Raw genomic sequence first — 17,091 nt, 5'->3', positions numbered from 1 at the left:
CGTTATGTCGAAGGGGATGTCGCATCCACGGTCATCGGATCGTGGGTGGCTTCTGCCTGACGATACTTGTTCAGTTCCCAGGCCAACGCGGCCACGGCGGCAAGGATCACAGCGGCATCGTCGCTCAAACCAATCAACGGCAGCAAGTCAGGCACGGCATCAATCGGTGTAATCAGATACACAATCGCCCCGATCGCCATCGACCGGGAAACCCAGCTGGCGTTCTTATCGGTGATCATACGCCACAATGCCAAGACGTCGTTCCACAACTTGCGAATCGGTCCACGGTTCATCCCACGAATCTTTTCGCGAATCGCTTCCACGTCTGCTTCACTGGCCCGCTGGGCGTATTCATTCAATCGATCGTAAGCTTCTGCACTCATAGGTTACCTTTCTATCTCCTCAATAGAATCGTAGAAGCTAACCACAAGATGTCTAGCCTCGCCATTGGGTGAAATGTCTGACGCAGACCATTTCCCCTACGGTTATTCGTGGTTGGAAGGCGAAAATTGGCACCTGGAGCGATTAATTGTCAAAACGCAGTGACAATTCATTGCTGTTTGGCACTGCTGCTCGATTCCGGCTTCTCTTCCTGGTTCAGTGTCCCACGTACTTCTTCAATTACCTTGTGGTATTCGTCTATTGTCCCCTCGGTGACGGTAGCCTTCGATGGGCTGACATAAATCCACTGCCCTGCCGACCACAACACCGAGAACAGTCCGGCGTCAATTGTGAGAGTCGATCCCTTGTCGACGACTTCCGCGCTGCTGTTGGTTCCTGCTCGGCGGATGTGGTAGTAATTCTCTTCCACTTTGCCTTTGCCGGACACCTCGGCATCGTACTTCTTACTGTAAGTTCGGAACGAGTACCGCTCGCGGTTGAAATTCTTGGTCTTATGGATTTGTAGAAAGGAAATGAAATCCTTCCCCTTGATGATCACGCCATCTTTTAGCGGAACTTTGAAGCTTTTGGTGGGAGATGAGTTGCTGATGGAAGGAGCCCGTTTTATTTCGGCTTTGAGTTGCCAGGGAATATTCGGTGGAGATTCCGGCTCGTCGGCCTGAGCCTCGATATCGACGCAAAACAGGGCGAACAATAGCAGCAGGCTGGACGTTCGTTTCAAGGGACTCTCCTTCGCAGTTGGGGCTTGTCGAGTGACTCGGGTAACATGGTCGATGGTAGCCCGTCAGGAAGAAGGGGGCCGAACAGATTAGCGAATTTCCTGTCGGTCGCGTGCGTAACCGATCTGTGCTAAGGATTCCAACGCCAGATTGGCGTTTTCTAATAGCCACCGGTGCGAATGAACGGTCGTTTCCTTAGAAATCGTTAATTCGTCAATATAGATCAGTCCATGATCATTTCGTTTGGTTCGCTTGTAGATTGCCAACACGCGAGGCGGCTTGGAAAAGAGCAGGCGTCGCCGCGGATGCTCCAGAACGATGAAGTCACATTCCCATTCCGATTGCGGCGGTGGCATTGTGACCACCGTCGAGACGCATTTGCGGGTTGTCACCGTTTGGGCGGTGGGATGGTGCTGCGGGTCATACCCGGTCTGTAGCTTCTCCCACAGTCTTCGCATCGTGCCGGCAGGGTGGTTGATCGCATATTCGCGAAACTCGTCGTTATGCAGAAAGAGATCGGCCAGCGCCCCGCGAAACTCGTAGTTCAACGGCCGCGTACGTTGAGCGATGAAGTGGGTAACCAAGCGATCCGTAAAATCTTGCTCCTCTTGGGTCACGGGATTTTTGATCGCTGTGCCTGCCATGGCCCGTACATGAACGCTTTGCTGAATTTCAAGAGCATCCGCTTCGGTCAGCATGGAAATGGCTGCCGTGAACAGATCGCCATTGGCTGCTTCAAGTGCCTGCTTGCAGTCGGCCAAGCCAGCATTGGTCAGCCGACGGAGTTCCTTGAGTTGCTTCGGGTCGACCATGCCCAATCGTTCTCCTGGTAGGAGCAAGGTTTTACGGATCAATCGGAGAAAGCCAGAACATTAGCCCAGCGTTCTTGTCGTCGGTTACGGTTGTCATGGGCGGCAAGGCTTGGAGCTTAAGGAGCAAGACGTTATTGCCACCATCAAATGCCATCTGCGAAGTTCCTGCGACGGCACCGCGCACGCGATTGAAGGTTTCATCGCTAATGATGGGGGCCATATCTTTGTCCCGTACTACCCAATACGTATCGGTTCTTTTACCTTGAGCATATTGAATCACTTGATGGAATCGCCAGCGATCTTGTCCATCGCGTTGGATGCTGGTGGTGATCAGTAATTCCCCATCGTCGATGGGTTGGTGGCTGCTTCGCTGTTTGGGAAACGCGAGGTCGTCCGGTTCGTGTTCGATGACTGGAATGTCCCGGAATATCGAACATAACTCGTGCTTCTGTCCCGGCGGAATATATACACGCCACTGCCAGGTGAGTTCTTGATGAGGGTCAACGGCCAGCACATAAGTCCTAGAGGGATCTTGGATCGAGAGGTGTCCGAACTCGGTCCGGTATCGCTTTAAGGTTTGGTTGGCATCGTACAGCAGCCACGAAGTCCGCAAGTGCGAACCGATCAGGCAAATCACTAACAAGAACACGATCATACCACCCAGTGAAAACTGGAATTGCCGAGGTGGACGCTCGGTTGGTGCTTTCACCTCAGGTACCAACGAATTTGGTTCCGGCATGAAAATGGATTCTGACTTAGAGGGTTCTGTTCGATCGCAGGAACCATATTGATACGGTGCGAATGCGGGCGATTCAAGTTAAATGGGCGAGAAATATCCGCGTGGCAGTTCGTCTCGAATCGACTTGGGAACGCACAAAAAAAAGGATGGCGACCAGAAGTTTCCGGTCGCCATCCTTGAGATTTATTGATGTCTGCTCCGGTAATCCAACATGACTATGGGCCAACTTGCCACGAATCCGGGGCTTCCGTTGGTCGCCCCTATTGGATTGATGACGCAGACCTCAATAGTTCGCGGATTGAAGCGAAGCGTTAGTAAGGACGCGGGGTGACGCGGCCTTGGACGCGGCTGGGCAGACCCTGAATTCGCAGGAAGCCTTCGGCGTCGTCCTGGTTGTAGCTGCCGCCACCTTCCATCGTGGCAATCCCTTCGTCGTACAAGCTGGTCTCGCTGGAACGGCTATCGACGATGATGTTCCCTTTGTACAGCTTGAAAGTTACTTCGCCGGTACACTTCTCCATGGCGTTCTGGATGAACGCCAGCAAGGCGTCGAACTTGGCGTTGTACCAGAAGCCGTTGTAAACGTCTTCGGCAACGATCGACTTCAACTGGTCACGCAGGTGAATTAAGTCGCGGTCGAGAGTCAGTTGTTCGACGTTCAGCAAGGCATCGTACAGGATGGTCATACCAGGGGCTTCGTACACGCCACGACTCTTCATGCCGACGAAACGGTTTTCGACCATATCGATCCGACCGATGCCGTTACGTCCGCCGATCTCGTTTAGCTTGGTGACCACTTCCAAAGCGGTACACTTCTCGCCGTTGACGTGGGTGGGAACCCCCTTTTCGACCTTGATGGTGACCGTTTCGGCCTGGTCTGGGGCTTCCTGCGGGCTGACGGTCATGCCGAAGTCGACCAGTTCGACACCGTTGACGCCCAGGTCTTCCAGTTCGCCGGCTTCGTAGCTGATGTGCAGGCAGTTTTCGTCACTGCTATACGGCTTGGCGGTCGAAGCCTTGACGGGAATGTTCTTTTCGTTGCAGTAAGCGATCAGTTCGGTTCGGCCTGGGAACTTGTCGCGGAACCGCTTGATCCGCCACGGAGCGATCACCTTCACGCTCGGATCGAGGGCTTCGGCTGCCAACTGGAAACGGCACTGATCGTTCCCCTTGCCGGTCGCCCCGTGGGCGTAGGCATCGGCGCCAACTTCCTTAGCGACTTGCAGACACAACTTGCTGATCAATGGGCGAGCGATCGAGGTACCCAGGAGGTAAATCGATTCGTACTTGGCTTGCCACTGCAGCACTGGGAACGCGAAGTCGCGGCACATCTCTTCGCGGCCGTCAACAATGCGAGACGAAACGGCGCCACAATCCTTGGCTTTCTGCAGGATGGCTTCGCGGTCTTCGCAAGGCTGTCCCAAATCGACGTAAACGGCGTGTACGTCGTAACCTTCGTCTTGCAGCCATCCCAAGATGACCGAAGTATCGAGACCCCCAGAGTAAGCAAGGACACAGCTTGGCATTTTGATGCTCGCAGGCGAATGGGCAATGAAGCGGGAAAAAAGGATTCGGGAGATTAGCGTCCCGCTGCACTGCGGTCGGCCAGACGACCTGATCCCAGCTTGGGAAGAGGAAGCCCCGAAACAAGAGGTTCATTCTGCGATAGGGGGGGCGATGAGACAAGGGGCGGTCCGGGCGAAATAGAGACCTCTTTGCTGGCTATTTGCCTTGCGAACGGCATCTTGGCCGGGTACCTTGCAAACGCCACCAGCAGGGGACGCCTGATTTTGCGCTGGCTCTCGGCCGTGCAATGCGACGATTTCCTCCCAATTTGAACGAACACGCGTACGATGTCTGACCAAAAAAGATTCCACGCAACCAACCCCTTTGCCTCGCCCGAAGTGGTGGAGGTCGACCGGCAGACGTTTCCCAACGTACCGAGCGGCCGGGTGATGTGGAGCTGCCTGGTGATTGGCAGCGTGCTGAACTTGCTGACGTCGATTTCGTATTACACGAATCCGGACATCTATCTCATTTGCAAAGTAATGTGGAGTGTGCCCAACTTTCTGTACGGCATTGTGTATGGTTTGGGTTTGGCTCTGTTGACGCATGCGGTTGTCCATCGACGGTTATCAACGCTCGCGCCTGGGCACTGGCGGTTGATCGTTTTCTTGTCAATCTTAGGGGACGAAGTAGTGCCGTTCGTCTCGTTGGTTCTGTCGACGGTGCTATACCTCGTGTTCCCTGTGGTAACGAAGGAGACACGCGTCTGGCGATGTCACGCGTGGGTAATGGCAGTCGCATGTTCATGCGACATGTTCGGCAAGGGGCTTGCCATGGTGCTGGAAGGTATTCAAGCAAACGGGATTCGCTCTTTGCTCGGAAAGTACGAACTGCTTTACAGGGTGATGATTACAATCAACTGGGGGTTGATCGTCCTAAACGTTGTGGCAGTGATTTTAATTTTGCTGAGCATTCGTTCCGATCGCAAAGCAAACATTCCCCGTGATAGTTGTCACTATGCCGGACTCATTCTCATTGTGCTGGTCCCGTGGCTGCATTTGGCGGTGTTCCAGATCATCATCATGTTGGCCGCCTACGAATAACTGGCAGCCGAACTCGCGACTTTGATTTTCGCCTTATCAGAATCCACCAGGAGTAAGACTCGATTCCAATTCGCTCGCCGGATCGGCAATTTGGCATAATGAATTGCCATTATTTATCTGTAAATTAAGCTGAGCCTATTGAGATCTGCGCCATCCATTCAATAGGGGCGACCAACGGAAGCCCCGGATTCGTGGCAAAGCGGCCCGTTGCCATGTTGAATTACGGGCGCAGACAGCTATAAGAGTTCGTATGAGTCCTACCAGCCCAGAGAACACCCCCTTGGAACAGAACCCGTTTGCGGCTCCCAGTCTCGAGTCGATGGAAGTTAAGGTCGAAACCCCGGCCAATGGGGTTGCACCTAGCCTGGGGTTAATCGCCGCGTGCGTGGCCGTAGGCGTGCTGGCGAAGCTCTCGTTTTTGTACGAGTTCGCCCAATTGCTTGAAATCGATTGGATCGATATGTGGGCTTGGACGTTGGGAGAAATCGTTGGCGGCGCGGTTGCCGGACTAGGAGCGGCGATCTTTTTCTACGCATTGGCCAACAACAAACTAATATCGCTGATGCCTGGCCATTGGCGGTTGGTGGCCATGGCCGGGGTGATCGTGGGGGATCTGCTCTACTCGTTTCTCATTTTGGTCGGGCTGATTCACGATGATAACAATTTCATCGGTGTGCAAATGATGGTGCAGGAAGGGATTGCTTCATTGGCTGCGGCACTGTTGTTTGGCTTTGTCGTACGCACCACCGGCGAGAGACGGGGCTGGCGGATTTATGCCTGGATGTCTTTCATTTACTACATCCTGATACTGGTAGCTTCGCTAACTGCCATGTCTTGGTACGACGACCTGGGGGGGCAATTTCGCCCTCTGTACCTAGTATCTTCCAAGATTTCCAGCATGATTGAATGGGCAATCTTGTTGCCCTTGGTAATCGCGATCGTGCTGGACTTTCGCGACAAGATACCTCGAGACGTGTACCACTACTTAGGCTTGTTTCTTCCTGTCGTTGTGCTGCTGATCGAACTCTTTCTGAATATCTTTCCTTTCGGATTTATGTGGCCGATGTGAGAAGGTCGCACGCAATAGCCATCGGCCAAGCTCTTTCTCTCCCTTCATTGTGAAACAAGCACCAACGATGAACGATTCACTTGACACGCCCGATGCGGATGAAAGCAAGCCTTTTCGCTCGCCGCAGGAAGAGTTATCGCACCACGCTGCGCCGGCTGACAAGTTTGTGTTGGGGCCTCTGCTCGTAGGGCTCTCGCTGGTGGTGGGCGAGCTGATGCAGATTCCGTTTTTCAACATGATTGCAGAGGGAGATCGCTCGCTTGCTGCTAAGGTGTTCTTGCTCTTTCCGCATCTTGTGGCCGGGGTGATCGCAGGGTTGGGGTTAGCCCTGTTATTTCAGGCGATTTATCGCCGACGCTTTTCGGAACTGATGCCGGGGCACTGGCGATTGGTTGTGGGGCTCATCTGGGTCGTGTCCGATCTGGTGGCCTCACCGTGGTACGGGGAGCCAGGGTTTACGGTCGGTATCTCTAGCTTCTTTATGGCCAACATCATTGGACAATTGGTGGTTGGCTTTTTCGCATTGTTGTTTTTCGGGCTCGTGGCCTACTGGACCAAAGAATCTAAGTCGTGGCGAATTGTGGCTTGCTTCATGCTTGTCGTGGTTGCCGCTATTACGTTACAAGTGCCGGTTTCCTTGCGTGTAGCTCAGGCCGATGCTGCCCCGATGCGGCTGCTTGCTGTGTTTCTATCCGGCATTCATCTTTTCGCATCTCTCGGGACGTTGGTAGCATTTTTCGCCGGGCTTTACTTAGACTACAATAGGCAAACGCCACGCGATGTCTATCACTGGATTGGCATCGCCTACATTTTTGCATTGCCAGTGATCGATATCTTGAGCCAAGCTTTTCTCTATGAAGGTTCTTGGAATAGATAAGTAGTTATCCTCAATTCCAATTCAGCAATGACCAATCCATTCTCCGACGTCGACTCACCAGAATCCCACAATCCGTTTCAGTCGCCTGCTGCAGAATCGCTTGAAACCATCGAATGGGAACCGCCAGAACCGCTAACGCTGCCCAGTTGGCGGCTGGTGGTGGGGTGTATTCTGGTGGTGAGCATGATTCTTGGTATTGTGTGGTTCTCCTTCCTAGATTTTCAGATACCCACCTTGATGGTGGACCGTCTGAAACTGACATTTGTTATTTCTTTGCTGATCGTGGCCGTGACGGCTGGGATGGGGATCTCGCTACTTGTTCAGTCAGTCCGGCATCGCGAGTTCTCGCGTCTCATGCCTGGCCATTGGCGCCTCATCGCATTTTCTACGACCTTAGTCGGTCAAATCCTCTTTGCAGTTGTGAACCTAGTTGTGGACATCAATGAAAGAGATGGATTCGCGTACCTCTTGTTTTACCTGCCGGAAGCAATCCTAGCCTGTGCGTTCTATTGTTGGGTGCTAGGAACAACACGTGAGACGACCTGGTGGAAACGATACGCGGGAATATGCATCATCTACTATCTGTCGATTGGAGCTGAAGCGGTCGCCCGGTGGTTGCTCTACCAGCAAATTTTAAGGAGCCTATGGAACCCCTTTAACGGATTTGAAGTGTCTTACGTCGTAGCTGGTTTTGTCGCGGTCATCGCGATTGTGATGGCCATGTTGGCAGACGACCGGCGGAAGACAAAGCGAGATGCCTATCACGCGGTCGGATTGGTAATGCCGCCGTTCGCGCTCTTCGCAACATGGATATTGTACGGCATGCTCGTGGTATAATGACGGCATCGCCAGACATTCCTCAGCCATTACGACCCCAAATCGTTCGTCCGCAATTCTTGCAACTTGTCAGCCAGCCGAGCCTTGAAGTCGTCAACCAAATCGGCGTAATCAGGATCAGAAGCCAGATTGGTGAACTGCTGTGGATCTTTGTGCATGTCGAATAATTCCACGCCACCGGAAGCATCTTCGTTGTACTGAATGAACGCCCAATCGGCCGTTCGCAGCAGAAAACCGTTTTGCATGGGCGAGACATTGAGAATCTCGTCGTGGACGATCTCTTTCGGGTTACTCAGCAGTGGCGAGATGTCTTTGCCTTGTAGGCGGTCTTGCGGCTTGAGCCCGCATAGTGCGGCGGTGGTGGGGTAGAGATCGAGTAGCTGCGTTAACGAATCACAAACCGCTGGGGCTTGGCCGGGCACTTTGATGATCAACGGCACGCAGGCCGATTCTTCGTGCAAGCTCACCTTCGCCCAGAAGTCGTGCTGGCCCAAGTGAAAGCCGTGATCGCTGGTGAAAATGACAATCGTGTTGTCCGCTTCGCCGGAGGCTTCCAGCGCGTCGAGCACCTTACCGACCTGGGCATCGAGAAACGCGACCGCCCCGTAGTAGCCCCCGATCGCTTTCTTCTGGCGGCGGAGGTCCATCTTCATGTTCTTGCTGGTCTTGTAGTTGATTCCTTGCTTGGGAATGTCATCCCAATCGCCAGGCACCTTCTCAGGTAGAGCATTTTTTGAATACGGCTTGTAGGCGTCTACATACTTCCGGGGAGAAACAAACGGCACGTGCGGACGTACGAAGCCGACTGCCAAGAAGAACGGTTGGTCATCTTGGGCGTGCTGCTCGATCAACTCGACTGCCTTGGCAGCTGTCTTGCCATCGCTGTGTACTAGATCGTCACCATCCGCTTCGACGACGACAAACGTGTTGCCACCAACCACCGGCCTCTTGCCGTCGGGGTTACCTTCTAATGTTTCGCCGTCGCCAGGGGCTTTCCATTCAGGGCCGGGGCTGTTGAAACGTTCGTCCCAGGAAAGCGGATCGTCAGCACCGTCACTTCCTTCTTCGATCCCGCCAGGAACGCCCATGTGATAAATCTTGCTAACGCGGGCCGTGTAGTAGCCGTTGTCGCGAAAATACTGCGGCCAAGTTGGACGATCCCCAATCTTCGGACGCGGGCTCACATAGCCAAACACCTTGGTCGCGTGTGGGTAATAGCCCGATAGGAACGAAGCCCGCGATGGCCCGCAGTAGGTGGCGTTGCAATAGGCGTGCGTGAATCGAGTTCCCTGAGCCGCCAGGCGATCGATGTTAGGGGTTTTTGAATCGGTGTTTCCGTAGCAAGAAAGGGCGGTCGGCGTAAGGTCGTCCGAGATGATGAACAACACATTCATCGGCTTCTCGGCGGCTGCCGTCAACGAACCAAAGCACAATACGATCAGCAGCGGCAAGCAGAACAAGCGAGTCATTGGCAGCAGTTCCTGGGCAGGAGGAATTTGTTGGCAGGCTATGCGTTCTCAGTGTAGACCATGTTGTCCCCGTTTTCACGGGAAGAACGAGTAAGATCTTTCTCGGCTTGTTTGATGCTGGGGGGATGGTGACCCCTGGCAAGCCAGTTTTTAAGAAGCGAAATCTTGCTTCCATAAGAGACTTGATGCCACCTGGCATCAGGTTCACAATAAGGGCTCGTTTTCTGCTCTCCTTTGCCCACCTCCGATTCGAGTAACCAGCCCATGCGTTTTTGGTTGTCGCTCTTTTTGCTTGGTCTCTGCTTTGCCTGTTCAACCTTCTCCGCGATGGCCGCTGAAGGAGACGACGGGTTTGTGCCGCTGTTTAACGGGAAAGACTTTGGCGGGTGGATCGCGAATCCTGGGTATGTGGCCGAAGATGGCAAGATTGTTTGTGCGCCAGCCAAAGGCAAAGGGAATTTGTTCACGAAGGACGAATACGCCAACTTTGTGCTTCGTTTCGAATTCAAACTGCCGCCAGGGGCAAACAATGGGCTGGGGATTCGGGCTCCGATGAAAGGGACGACCTCGCGTAGTGGCTTCGAACTTCAGATTTTGGATGATACCGCTGAGAAGTACGCCAAGTTGAAACCTTATCAATACCATGGTTCCCTCTACGGCCTCGCCCCGGCCAAGCGTGGCCACTTGAAGCCGATAGGCGAGTGGAACAAGCAGGAAGTAACCGTCGATGGCGACCTGATTAAGGTGGTTCTCAATGGGACTGAAATCTTAAGCGTGAACCTTGAAGAGATTCGTAACAATCCCACACTGGACGGCAACGATCATCCCGGCCTGAAACGCTCGACCGGCCACATCGGCTTGCTTGGCCACGGCAGCCCGGTGGAGTTTCGTAATCTGGAAATCAAGGTGCTGCCGGAAACAAAATAGGCGATACACCATCGATTGCGTGCGAGGTGGTAAGGCAGCCAAAACGCCTTGCTTGCTGCGGCATTTCTAGGATCGATGTTTTTTCTGGGAAGGTAATTGGTCTCGTGAAGGAAACTACTCAGGAGACCAATTTCACCTTATCTTTTGCGCAGGTCGATGACTGTGGCCTGATATTAATCGGCGACAATTGGTACTGACGAATCTTATCGCTTCCGGCCAGCAAGCGTATTTTCTGAATACGCTTTATCTTCTCGCTTCCGGCCGAAGATTGCTTCTTACATGTACCGCCTTACGTGATGGAAATCGGACGGCGTGTGATTGTGAAGAACGTGCAATGATTCAAAGTGTAGAGGATCAACGATGTGTGAAAGATTAATGAAGTAAAAGGTTCTGATAATGCTGGCTCTTCATGGAATCTAAATCGTTGCGGAAGTTAATGTGCCATAAAAGAATAGCAATGGGGTTTAGAATCGAATGGGATGTCCTTGGTGCATGTTTCGTGGTAGCGAACCGAAGTTTATTGCCTCCTTGTGAGGTTGAAAAACAGCAATAAAACAATCTCAAGTCACGCGACATCATCTCTTGTGGGTGGCCAACTCAAGAGGGATGCAGCGTGGTTGAAGCTGGCTCCAAGAGATGGAGCTTGAATTGCCATCGTTACCTCGAATTCTGTTGACATTTCCTCGGAAACGGAGCACTTTCGTGTCCACCAATTTTTCCCGCCGACATGCATTCACGCTTGTCGAACTGCTGGTCGTGATTGCGATCATCGGTGTCCTCATTGCCCTCCTTTTACCAGCCGTTCAGCAAGCCCGCGAAGCGGCTCGTCGTATGCAATGCAGTAACAACCTGAAGCAAATGGGATTGGCTGCCCACAACTTCCAAGACACCTACGGCTATCTGCCGGGTGGTGCCCGTGATGGTCATACCACGTACGACTGGAAATGCTGCAACTCGCGGCACTCGTCCGGTTGGAGCTGGATGTTCCAGATTCTGCCTTATGTAGAACAAACGGCTATTTATGAGCTAGGTAAGTCAGGCGATTCAAGCGAAGACGTCAACAACACCAAGCACTCGGCGGTTGGTGCCACGTTCGCGCCGATTTTCAACTGTCCCTCGCGTCGCGGAATCCAAACGTTTAGTGGTTCGTACCGCGCAGACTATGCCGCAAATGGTGGCGAATCGAGCAGCCCCAACGCACTTACCAGTGGCAATGCCGGTGTCATTCGCCAAACGGAGTCGCAAGGTTGGAAAAATGTGATTGAGCGAATCAAAGACGGTTCGTCGAATACGTTGATGTTTGGTGAAAAGTCTCTACACGATACCGCTTGGGGTGCTGATGGTGGCGACAACGAACCGTGGCACAACGCTGGTTGGGATCAAGACATTGTTCGCTACGGAGCTTTGATCTCTAGCGGAACAAAATATGGCGTGCCACCGATTCCTGATACTAAGGGCAGGCATTTGGTTGACGGTAGTTGGATGTTCGATCCTTCGGTGCCCAATGGCAATACCTGGTTTACCCCGAGTGGCACCAAACAATGGCACACTTACTTTGGCTCGCCACACCCTGGCGGTGCCATGTTCGTGCTGGCCGATGGTTCCGTGCAGCACGTTCCCTTCACCGTCGACACCGAAACGATGCGTCGCCTGTCCGTTGCCAACGACGGCCTCGTGGTTGAACTACCCTAGGAAATTACCCCTCATGAAATACGTTACTTACTTTATGATGTTGGTTGCCCTTTCGGCTGCTATTGGCTGCGGTGGTTCTTCTAAGGCACCCAGCGGCGAACTAACCCCTGATGCCCAGGCTCAGATCGAAGCCAACGATCAGGAAGTTCATGATGCCGAATCGGCAATGCAGAAAGGGAAGAAGTAATCTTCTTCGCTCACGCCAATATTTTCAGGCGTGAAACTTGAAATTATGAAAGGCGTTCCGCTTATTTATGGTGGATCGCCTTTTTTTTGTGTTGTGAAACAACCGAATGAAAGGTGTACCGTTCACCCAGGATGCGGCAAGCCCGCTCTAGGTATTACGCGAAATCGTACGTATACTAATAGCTCCTACCCCACAATCCTCTGGGAGCTTTCCTAATGCGTTGGACGAGTTTATTGGTTTGGTTATGTTTGGTTTCGCTGGTTTGGGCGGACGATCCTTGTGCGCAGCCGACGCCTGATGCAATGGCTCAAGAGTTGGGAGTAAAGTTACCCCGACGACCTTGGCACCTGGCCAACATTTGGTGGTTCTTCGAGGGACCAGTCAAGAATTTCGAGACGCTGGAAATCGACATCACCATCGATCGTGATGTGCCGGAGACCTACAACCTTTATATCTCTCCCTGCGGTTCGTCGTTGATTAACGGTTTGCAGTTTTACGGCGGGCTGCAAACGAATATCAACGGCTGGGTCAGCGGTGATGAACAAACCCGCGTGCATCGTGGCCATGGGGCGATCTTCTCAAGGTGGTCCTCCGACAAGAAGACACCAATCGGCCTAGAGCATGTTCGTAAAGCGGACGACGAGTGCCTGGTGGAAAGTGCCGGGTACGAAGGAGAGTTCGCCAGCGTCCGGCGTACTTACGCGTGGAAGAAGGGAACCTACACCTGGGGAATTTACAAAGGGGAAACGATCGAGCGGGATGGAAAGCCTGCGACGTGGTTCACCTGCCGTGTGCGTAATCACGCCGACGACGAGGTAACCGAGGTGGGAAGTCTATTGTTTGAGGGGGCAGAGTTCGAGTTTTGGAATCGCCATTCGGCATTCGTTGAAGTCTATTCGACCTCCAAAATTCCTCGCTCGAACATTCCCAAGGTCAACGTTACATTTGGTTGGCCTCGCATCAACGGCGAAAAAGCTGCTTTGAAGCGGGCCATGGCCTTTTACCCAGACGAAGCGGCGGGATCGACCAGTTCGCCTGATTGTGCCAAGGTACAAGCCGACGGCGAGAATGCGGTCGTGGAAGTGGGGGCCATGTTCGTCCGCGATCCGAAAGAGCGACGGCATGCGTTGGAGTTGACTGCGGAGAAGTGAACGACGTCACCGATTGACTGGTTGAGTCTGCCGCCGATTGTTACGGGGCAGGCTCTAGCCAGATGAGAATGCCATCGCCTCGATTGCTCCAGATTCCCCACGAACCTTTCCGCTGCGTTGTCACCGAACGAATCAAGACAATTCGTTCACCTGGAGCAAATGATTGCGTTCCATTCTCCGGCAGAATCCCAGTTGTCTTCAGTTGGCCATACACCCAAGCAAGATTTTTGCCAAGTGACTGCCCAGCGCTGCGGTAGACTGGGACTAATCCATCGCATGAATGAATGCTACATCCCAGACCGTGACGTATGTAACCTTCAGCATTTCCGCTGGTGAGATAGTAAGAAACCAATGCTTCGTTGGGCAGAGGCTGGCCGTGGGCAGGCGGGAAATCGTCACTGGGTATCTGACCCGTTGAGTGGCAGATCACGTACTTCTCTCCCGCCGGAATGCTAATTCGCCACTCGTAGTCGAGTGTGCCAAACGGCCGCACCGCGGTAACTTGAATCTTAGAAGTATCAGGCGGATCAACCAGCCCGACGCTGCGGCCCATCTTCGTGACGGCTTCGGTTGCTACGTAGCCCCAGTGCGTATAGCGCAAGTAAGCGAACAAGACGCTCAACAAGACGAAGCCAACCACCACTTTGCGGAGCGTAAAACGATACCAACTCCGCTTCGGCTGTTCCGAGTGCGACGGGGCAGCGGCTCGATCGTTTTCGATAGGGGGCGGTTGCATGCGAATTAGTTTAGCCGGTGGAGAGGCCCCGGCCAACGTTGCTGTATTCGATGAGCCATTAAAGGTTGACGGGCGGCTCGTTCAATCCCAAGCGTTGAAAATGATTTGCCCAAGTGAAGTCGGTTTCCAATAGTTTACCTGTTCGATCTCGGTCGGCGATAAGCTCGCTAGATCGTCGTCCGTGATAGGTTGCTGAAGATCGGACAAGGAAAGAACGCGATACATGCCTAATTGCGTGAATGCGGTTGCTTGTTCTGGGGCATCAACGAATCGAAGTTGTTTCCCTGGCAGCGAGGCCACGGCAAATCCGAGTAGCGGAAAGTGCTGATTCAACATCGCTGCGATCTCTCCATACGGCGTAGCAAACTGGGCCGTTATGAAGTTGCGTTGATTGTTTGGCTGCTGAATCGGCGCACTTAGAGAGCACTTGGTTACTTGACTCACGGTGTGACAAGCGGACCGAAACGCATTCAGATCGCACATTGGAAGTGGCTGATCGCGACGGTCTCGAAAACCCGTGATTCCGCGTTGAAGTATCGTGCCCATTTTCTTTTGGAACCTTCGAGGTGCCCCAAATTATCCTAACCCAAAATGCTCGCCAGCCCTGCCTGGTAGTTGGTGTATTTTGGCTGGAAGCCCAATTCGTTTACGATTCGCTGGTTGCTCATCTTGCGATCGGCTTGAGCACGTTGGGCGGCTGGGGAGTTGGGTTCTGGCTGTTCGAAGGTTGGCTCGGGGGCGTCTAATAGGCGGGCGACTTCGCGGTAGTAGTCGCGGCGATCGACTGGGTGGCCGTCACTGACAATGTAGACCGGCGAGAACGTCTCGGCGTCGGCGGCCAGGCTAATTGCTTGAACGGCATCGTCGACGTGGATTAGGTTGAGCGCGCCGCCAGCGGGTGCGGGGATGGGTTTACCTGCTTGAATGTCGTCCATACGTGGCACGCGGTCAGGGCCATAAATGCCAGCCATCCGCAAGATAATACTACGACTTTTCCAAATCGGGTGACTTTGCAGGCACTGCTCGGCCAGCAAGAAAGCTTTTCCGCCAGCGCGGGCCGGATCGCAATGGGTTGTTTCGTCGACGGTTTGCCCGGCGGCGTCACCATACACTCCGGTCGTGCTCACGAAGATCAAACGCCGAGTTTGCTCGCTGAGGTGATCGAGGACTTGTTTCAAACCTTCGTTATAAACTTCTTCCCGCGTTTTGTTGCTGTCGCGGTCGTACCCAACCGCAAAGACAACGGTGTCGGTTTCTGGTAAATCACGCAAACTTTGCGGGTTGGTGACATCCGCTAATACAGAGCGCCAACCTGCCTGTTCAAACTGTCGGGCTCGCTCTGGCGATCTCGTCGTCGAAAAAACGAGATCGCCCATTTGTTTCCAACGGTTGGCCAACGGCTGGCCAACATAGCCACATCCGACAATCAATCTTGTGCGGGAAACCACGGGGTTTGCTGCTTTCTAAGGGGGGAGGGAAAAGCGGTAAGCCTTGTCAATTTCAATGCTTCTGTCAATTTTGCCAAATCCCGGCAGACACTACCAAAGTATTCCTGGGTTGACTACTATAGATTGTGGAATTGCTGATAGCAGTGACTTCGAGGCGTGGTCCCTCCTCGGTCGCGGACGCCCAAGACGTGACAAACTCTTGATCGTATTCCTAGAATAAAGCCGAACCCCGTTACGATCCTGCCGTAGTCGAAGGTGGTAAAACTGATTCTTAAGGGCACAAAATGAAACAACGGACTATCCTCGCCTCTTCTCCTCTTCTCGCAGGCTACTCGTGTTCGAAGTTAACGGCATCGTTTTTTAACTTACTGATTCTGTGTGGATTGGTTTGCTGCTTTCCCCTGACAGCCCATGCTCAGGAAAAGGAAAAGCCTGCCAGTGTTCAGCAGACGACGCACTTTTCAGAAGTGCTCGTTGGCGATGCTCCGCACGACGTAGCCGACTTGCGTTCGATGGAGAAGTTGATTCAGCAGGTCACCCAGAAGGCGCTAGATGCCACAGTTGGGGTGATCGTCGGATCAGCGCAAGGTTCTGGGGTGGTGGTAAGCGAAGATGGTTTGATCCTCACCGCAGGGCATGTGATTGGGAAGCCTGGGCGAGAGGTAACGGTTATCCTCAACGATGGCAGTCGCGTCAAAGGGGTAACGTTGGGAACCGATCGGAGTATTGACTCTGGCGCGATCCAAATCACCACCCCCGGAAAATATAAACACCTTCCGGTCCGTTCTTCCGCGAACTTAAAAGACGGAGAGTGGGTATTAGTAATGGGGCACGCAGGCGGCATCGTCAAAGACCGTCGCCCTGCCCTGCGACTCGGCCGCGTACTGGCCAACAGTAGCGATGTGATCGCGACCGACGCGACCTTAGTGGGTGGCGATAGTGGTGGCCCCTTGTTGGATATTCAAGGCAATGTGATTGGGATCAACAGCCGTATTGGCAACCGAATTACGGCGAATTTGCATGTTCCTTCCACGCAGTACCTCGACAATCTCGACCGATTAAGAAAATCGGAGGTGTGGGGACGGCTTGGCGGAACGCAACCATATTTGGGTGTGCGTTGTGACACAGAGCGACAGGAAGTTGTGGTCACGCGTGTTACCCCGGGTTCTCCGGCAGACAAAGCGGGAATCCAAGAGGGAGATCAAATCTTGCGATTTAACGATCGCCAGATCGACTCCTTCGACAATTTGAAGCTGATGGTAAATCAGTATTCTCCGGGCGATCGCATCAACGTACGGATACGGCGCAGCTCGGGCAACGTTATTACTCTCGAAGTTGAACTTACGGATCGTCGTCAACTAGATCGCGAATAGTCCCTGGCGGGAAGTTCTCGATTTGACTACTCGGAAGATTGTCG

General features: G+C 53.3%; 18 protein-coding genes. 9 read left to right on the top strand and 9 right to left on the bottom strand.

Annotation, left to right across the window (positions count from 1 at the left end; translation table 11 throughout):
* Positions 1 to 2: 2 nt before the first annotated feature.
* The 5 genes from DTL42_RS20890 to DTL42_RS20870 form a co-directional block, all read right to left on the bottom strand.
* Entirely contained in the window at positions 3 to 383 is a 381-nt protein-coding gene (locus DTL42_RS20890) for a YkvA family protein (protein WP_199590189.1), read from the bottom strand.
* A 167-nt stretch (positions 384 to 550) separates the two neighbouring features.
* A complete protein-coding gene (locus DTL42_RS20885; protein WP_114371829.1) occupies positions 551 to 1,123 on the bottom strand; it encodes a hypothetical protein in 573 nt (190 codons plus the stop codon).
* An 87-nt stretch (positions 1,124 to 1,210) separates the two neighbouring features.
* Positions 1,211 to 1,933 (bottom strand): hypothetical protein, encoded by a 723-nt coding sequence (locus DTL42_RS20880; RefSeq protein WP_114371827.1) that lies wholly within the window; start codon positions 1,931 to 1,933, stop codon positions 1,211 to 1,213.
* Positions 1,934 to 1,964: 31 nt separating this feature from the next.
* Complete coding sequence (locus DTL42_RS20875; protein ID WP_114371825.1) at positions 1,965 to 2,672, bottom strand: hypothetical protein; 708 nt, start codon at positions 2,670 to 2,672, stop codon at positions 1,965 to 1,967.
* 311 nt (positions 2,673 to 2,983) lie between these two features.
* The gene (locus tag DTL42_RS20870) at positions 2,984 to 4,198 is read right to left on the bottom strand and encodes an argininosuccinate synthase (RefSeq protein ID WP_114371823.1); all 1,215 of its coding nucleotides are present in this window, start codon (positions 4,196 to 4,198) and stop codon (positions 2,984 to 2,986) included.
* Between the two features lie 327 nt (positions 4,199 to 4,525).
* Here DTL42_RS20870 and DTL42_RS20865 point away from each other — a divergent pair, with 327 nt between their 5' ends.
* The 4 genes from DTL42_RS20865 (at position 4,526) to DTL42_RS20850 (ending at position 8,064) form a co-directional block, all read left to right on the top strand.
* On the top strand, positions 4,526 to 5,281 hold the full coding sequence (locus tag DTL42_RS20865; protein ID WP_114371821.1) for a hypothetical protein: 756 nt from the start codon (positions 4,526 to 4,528) through the stop codon (positions 5,279 to 5,281).
* A gap of 250 nt (positions 5,282 to 5,531) precedes the next feature.
* Entirely contained in the window at positions 5,532 to 6,350 is an 819-nt protein-coding gene (locus tag DTL42_RS20860) for a hypothetical protein (RefSeq protein ID WP_114371819.1), read from the top strand.
* A gap of 67 nt (positions 6,351 to 6,417) precedes the next feature.
* Positions 6,418 to 7,227: a hypothetical protein gene (locus DTL42_RS20855; RefSeq protein WP_114371817.1), complete on the top strand. Its 810-nt coding sequence runs from the start codon at positions 6,418 to 6,420 to the stop codon at positions 7,225 to 7,227.
* Positions 7,228 to 7,254: 27 nt separating this feature from the next.
* Positions 7,255 to 8,064: a hypothetical protein gene (locus DTL42_RS20850; protein WP_114371815.1), complete on the top strand. Its 810-nt coding sequence runs from the start codon at positions 7,255 to 7,257 to the stop codon at positions 8,062 to 8,064.
* Between the two features lie 29 nt (positions 8,065 to 8,093).
* On the opposite strand, the gene DTL42_RS20845 is transcribed toward DTL42_RS20850, so the two are convergent.
* A complete protein-coding gene (locus tag DTL42_RS20845) occupies positions 8,094 to 9,533 on the bottom strand; it encodes a sulfatase (RefSeq protein WP_114371813.1) in 1,440 nt (479 codons plus the stop codon).
* A 264-nt stretch (positions 9,534 to 9,797) separates the two neighbouring features.
* Here DTL42_RS20845 and DTL42_RS20835 point away from each other — a divergent pair, with 264 nt between their 5' ends.
* The 4 genes from DTL42_RS20835 to DTL42_RS20825 all read left to right on the top strand — a co-directional run bounded on the left by DTL42_RS20835 (position 9,798) and on the right by DTL42_RS20825 (position 13,490).
* Entirely contained in the window at positions 9,798 to 10,460 is a 663-nt protein-coding gene (locus DTL42_RS20835; protein ID WP_114371809.1) for a 3-keto-disaccharide hydrolase, read from the top strand.
* Positions 10,461 to 11,162: 702 nt separating this feature from the next.
* Entirely contained in the window at positions 11,163 to 12,152 is a 990-nt protein-coding gene (locus tag DTL42_RS20830; RefSeq protein ID WP_234824292.1) for a DUF1559 domain-containing protein, read from the top strand.
* A 13-nt stretch (positions 12,153 to 12,165) separates the two neighbouring features.
* Complete coding sequence (locus tag DTL42_RS26440; protein ID WP_158545502.1) at positions 12,166 to 12,339, top strand: hypothetical protein; 174 nt, start codon at positions 12,166 to 12,168, stop codon at positions 12,337 to 12,339.
* A gap of 215 nt (positions 12,340 to 12,554) precedes the next feature.
* Positions 12,555 to 13,490 carry a DUF3472 domain-containing protein gene (locus tag DTL42_RS20825; RefSeq protein WP_114371805.1) on the top strand — a complete coding sequence of 312 codons (936 nt, stop codon included), beginning with the start codon at positions 12,555 to 12,557 and terminating at the stop codon, positions 13,488 to 13,490.
* A gap of 40 nt (positions 13,491 to 13,530) precedes the next feature.
* On the opposite strand, the gene DTL42_RS20820 is transcribed toward DTL42_RS20825, so the two are convergent.
* The 3 genes from DTL42_RS20820 to DTL42_RS20810 form a co-directional block, all read right to left on the bottom strand.
* Positions 13,531 to 14,226, bottom strand: coding sequence for a hypothetical protein (locus DTL42_RS20820; RefSeq protein ID WP_147274384.1), 696 nt, complete (start codon positions 14,224 to 14,226; stop codon positions 13,531 to 13,533).
* 81 nt (positions 14,227 to 14,307) lie between these two features.
* On the bottom strand, positions 14,308 to 14,772 hold the full coding sequence (locus tag DTL42_RS20815) for a hypothetical protein (protein WP_114371801.1): 465 nt from the start codon (positions 14,770 to 14,772) through the stop codon (positions 14,308 to 14,310).
* Positions 14,773 to 14,807: 35 nt separating this feature from the next.
* A complete protein-coding gene (locus tag DTL42_RS20810; protein ID WP_114371799.1) occupies positions 14,808 to 15,674 on the bottom strand; it encodes an SDR family oxidoreductase in 867 nt (288 codons plus the stop codon).
* 284 nt (positions 15,675 to 15,958) lie between these two features.
* On the opposite strand from DTL42_RS20810, the gene DTL42_RS20805 reads away from it, so the two are divergent.
* Positions 15,959 to 17,047, top strand: a complete 1,089-nt coding sequence (locus tag DTL42_RS20805) for a S1C family serine protease (RefSeq protein ID WP_114371797.1) — start codon at positions 15,959 to 15,961, stop codon at positions 17,045 to 17,047.
* Positions 17,048 to 17,091 lie beyond the last annotated feature (44 nt).

The organism is Bremerella cremea, assembly GCF_003335505.1.
GTDB lineage: Bacteria > Planctomycetota > Planctomycetia > Pirellulales > Pirellulaceae > Bremerella > Bremerella cremea_A.
Note: the sequence above shows the minus strand (reverse complement) of the source record. Positions and strands in the feature narration are given on the sequence as shown.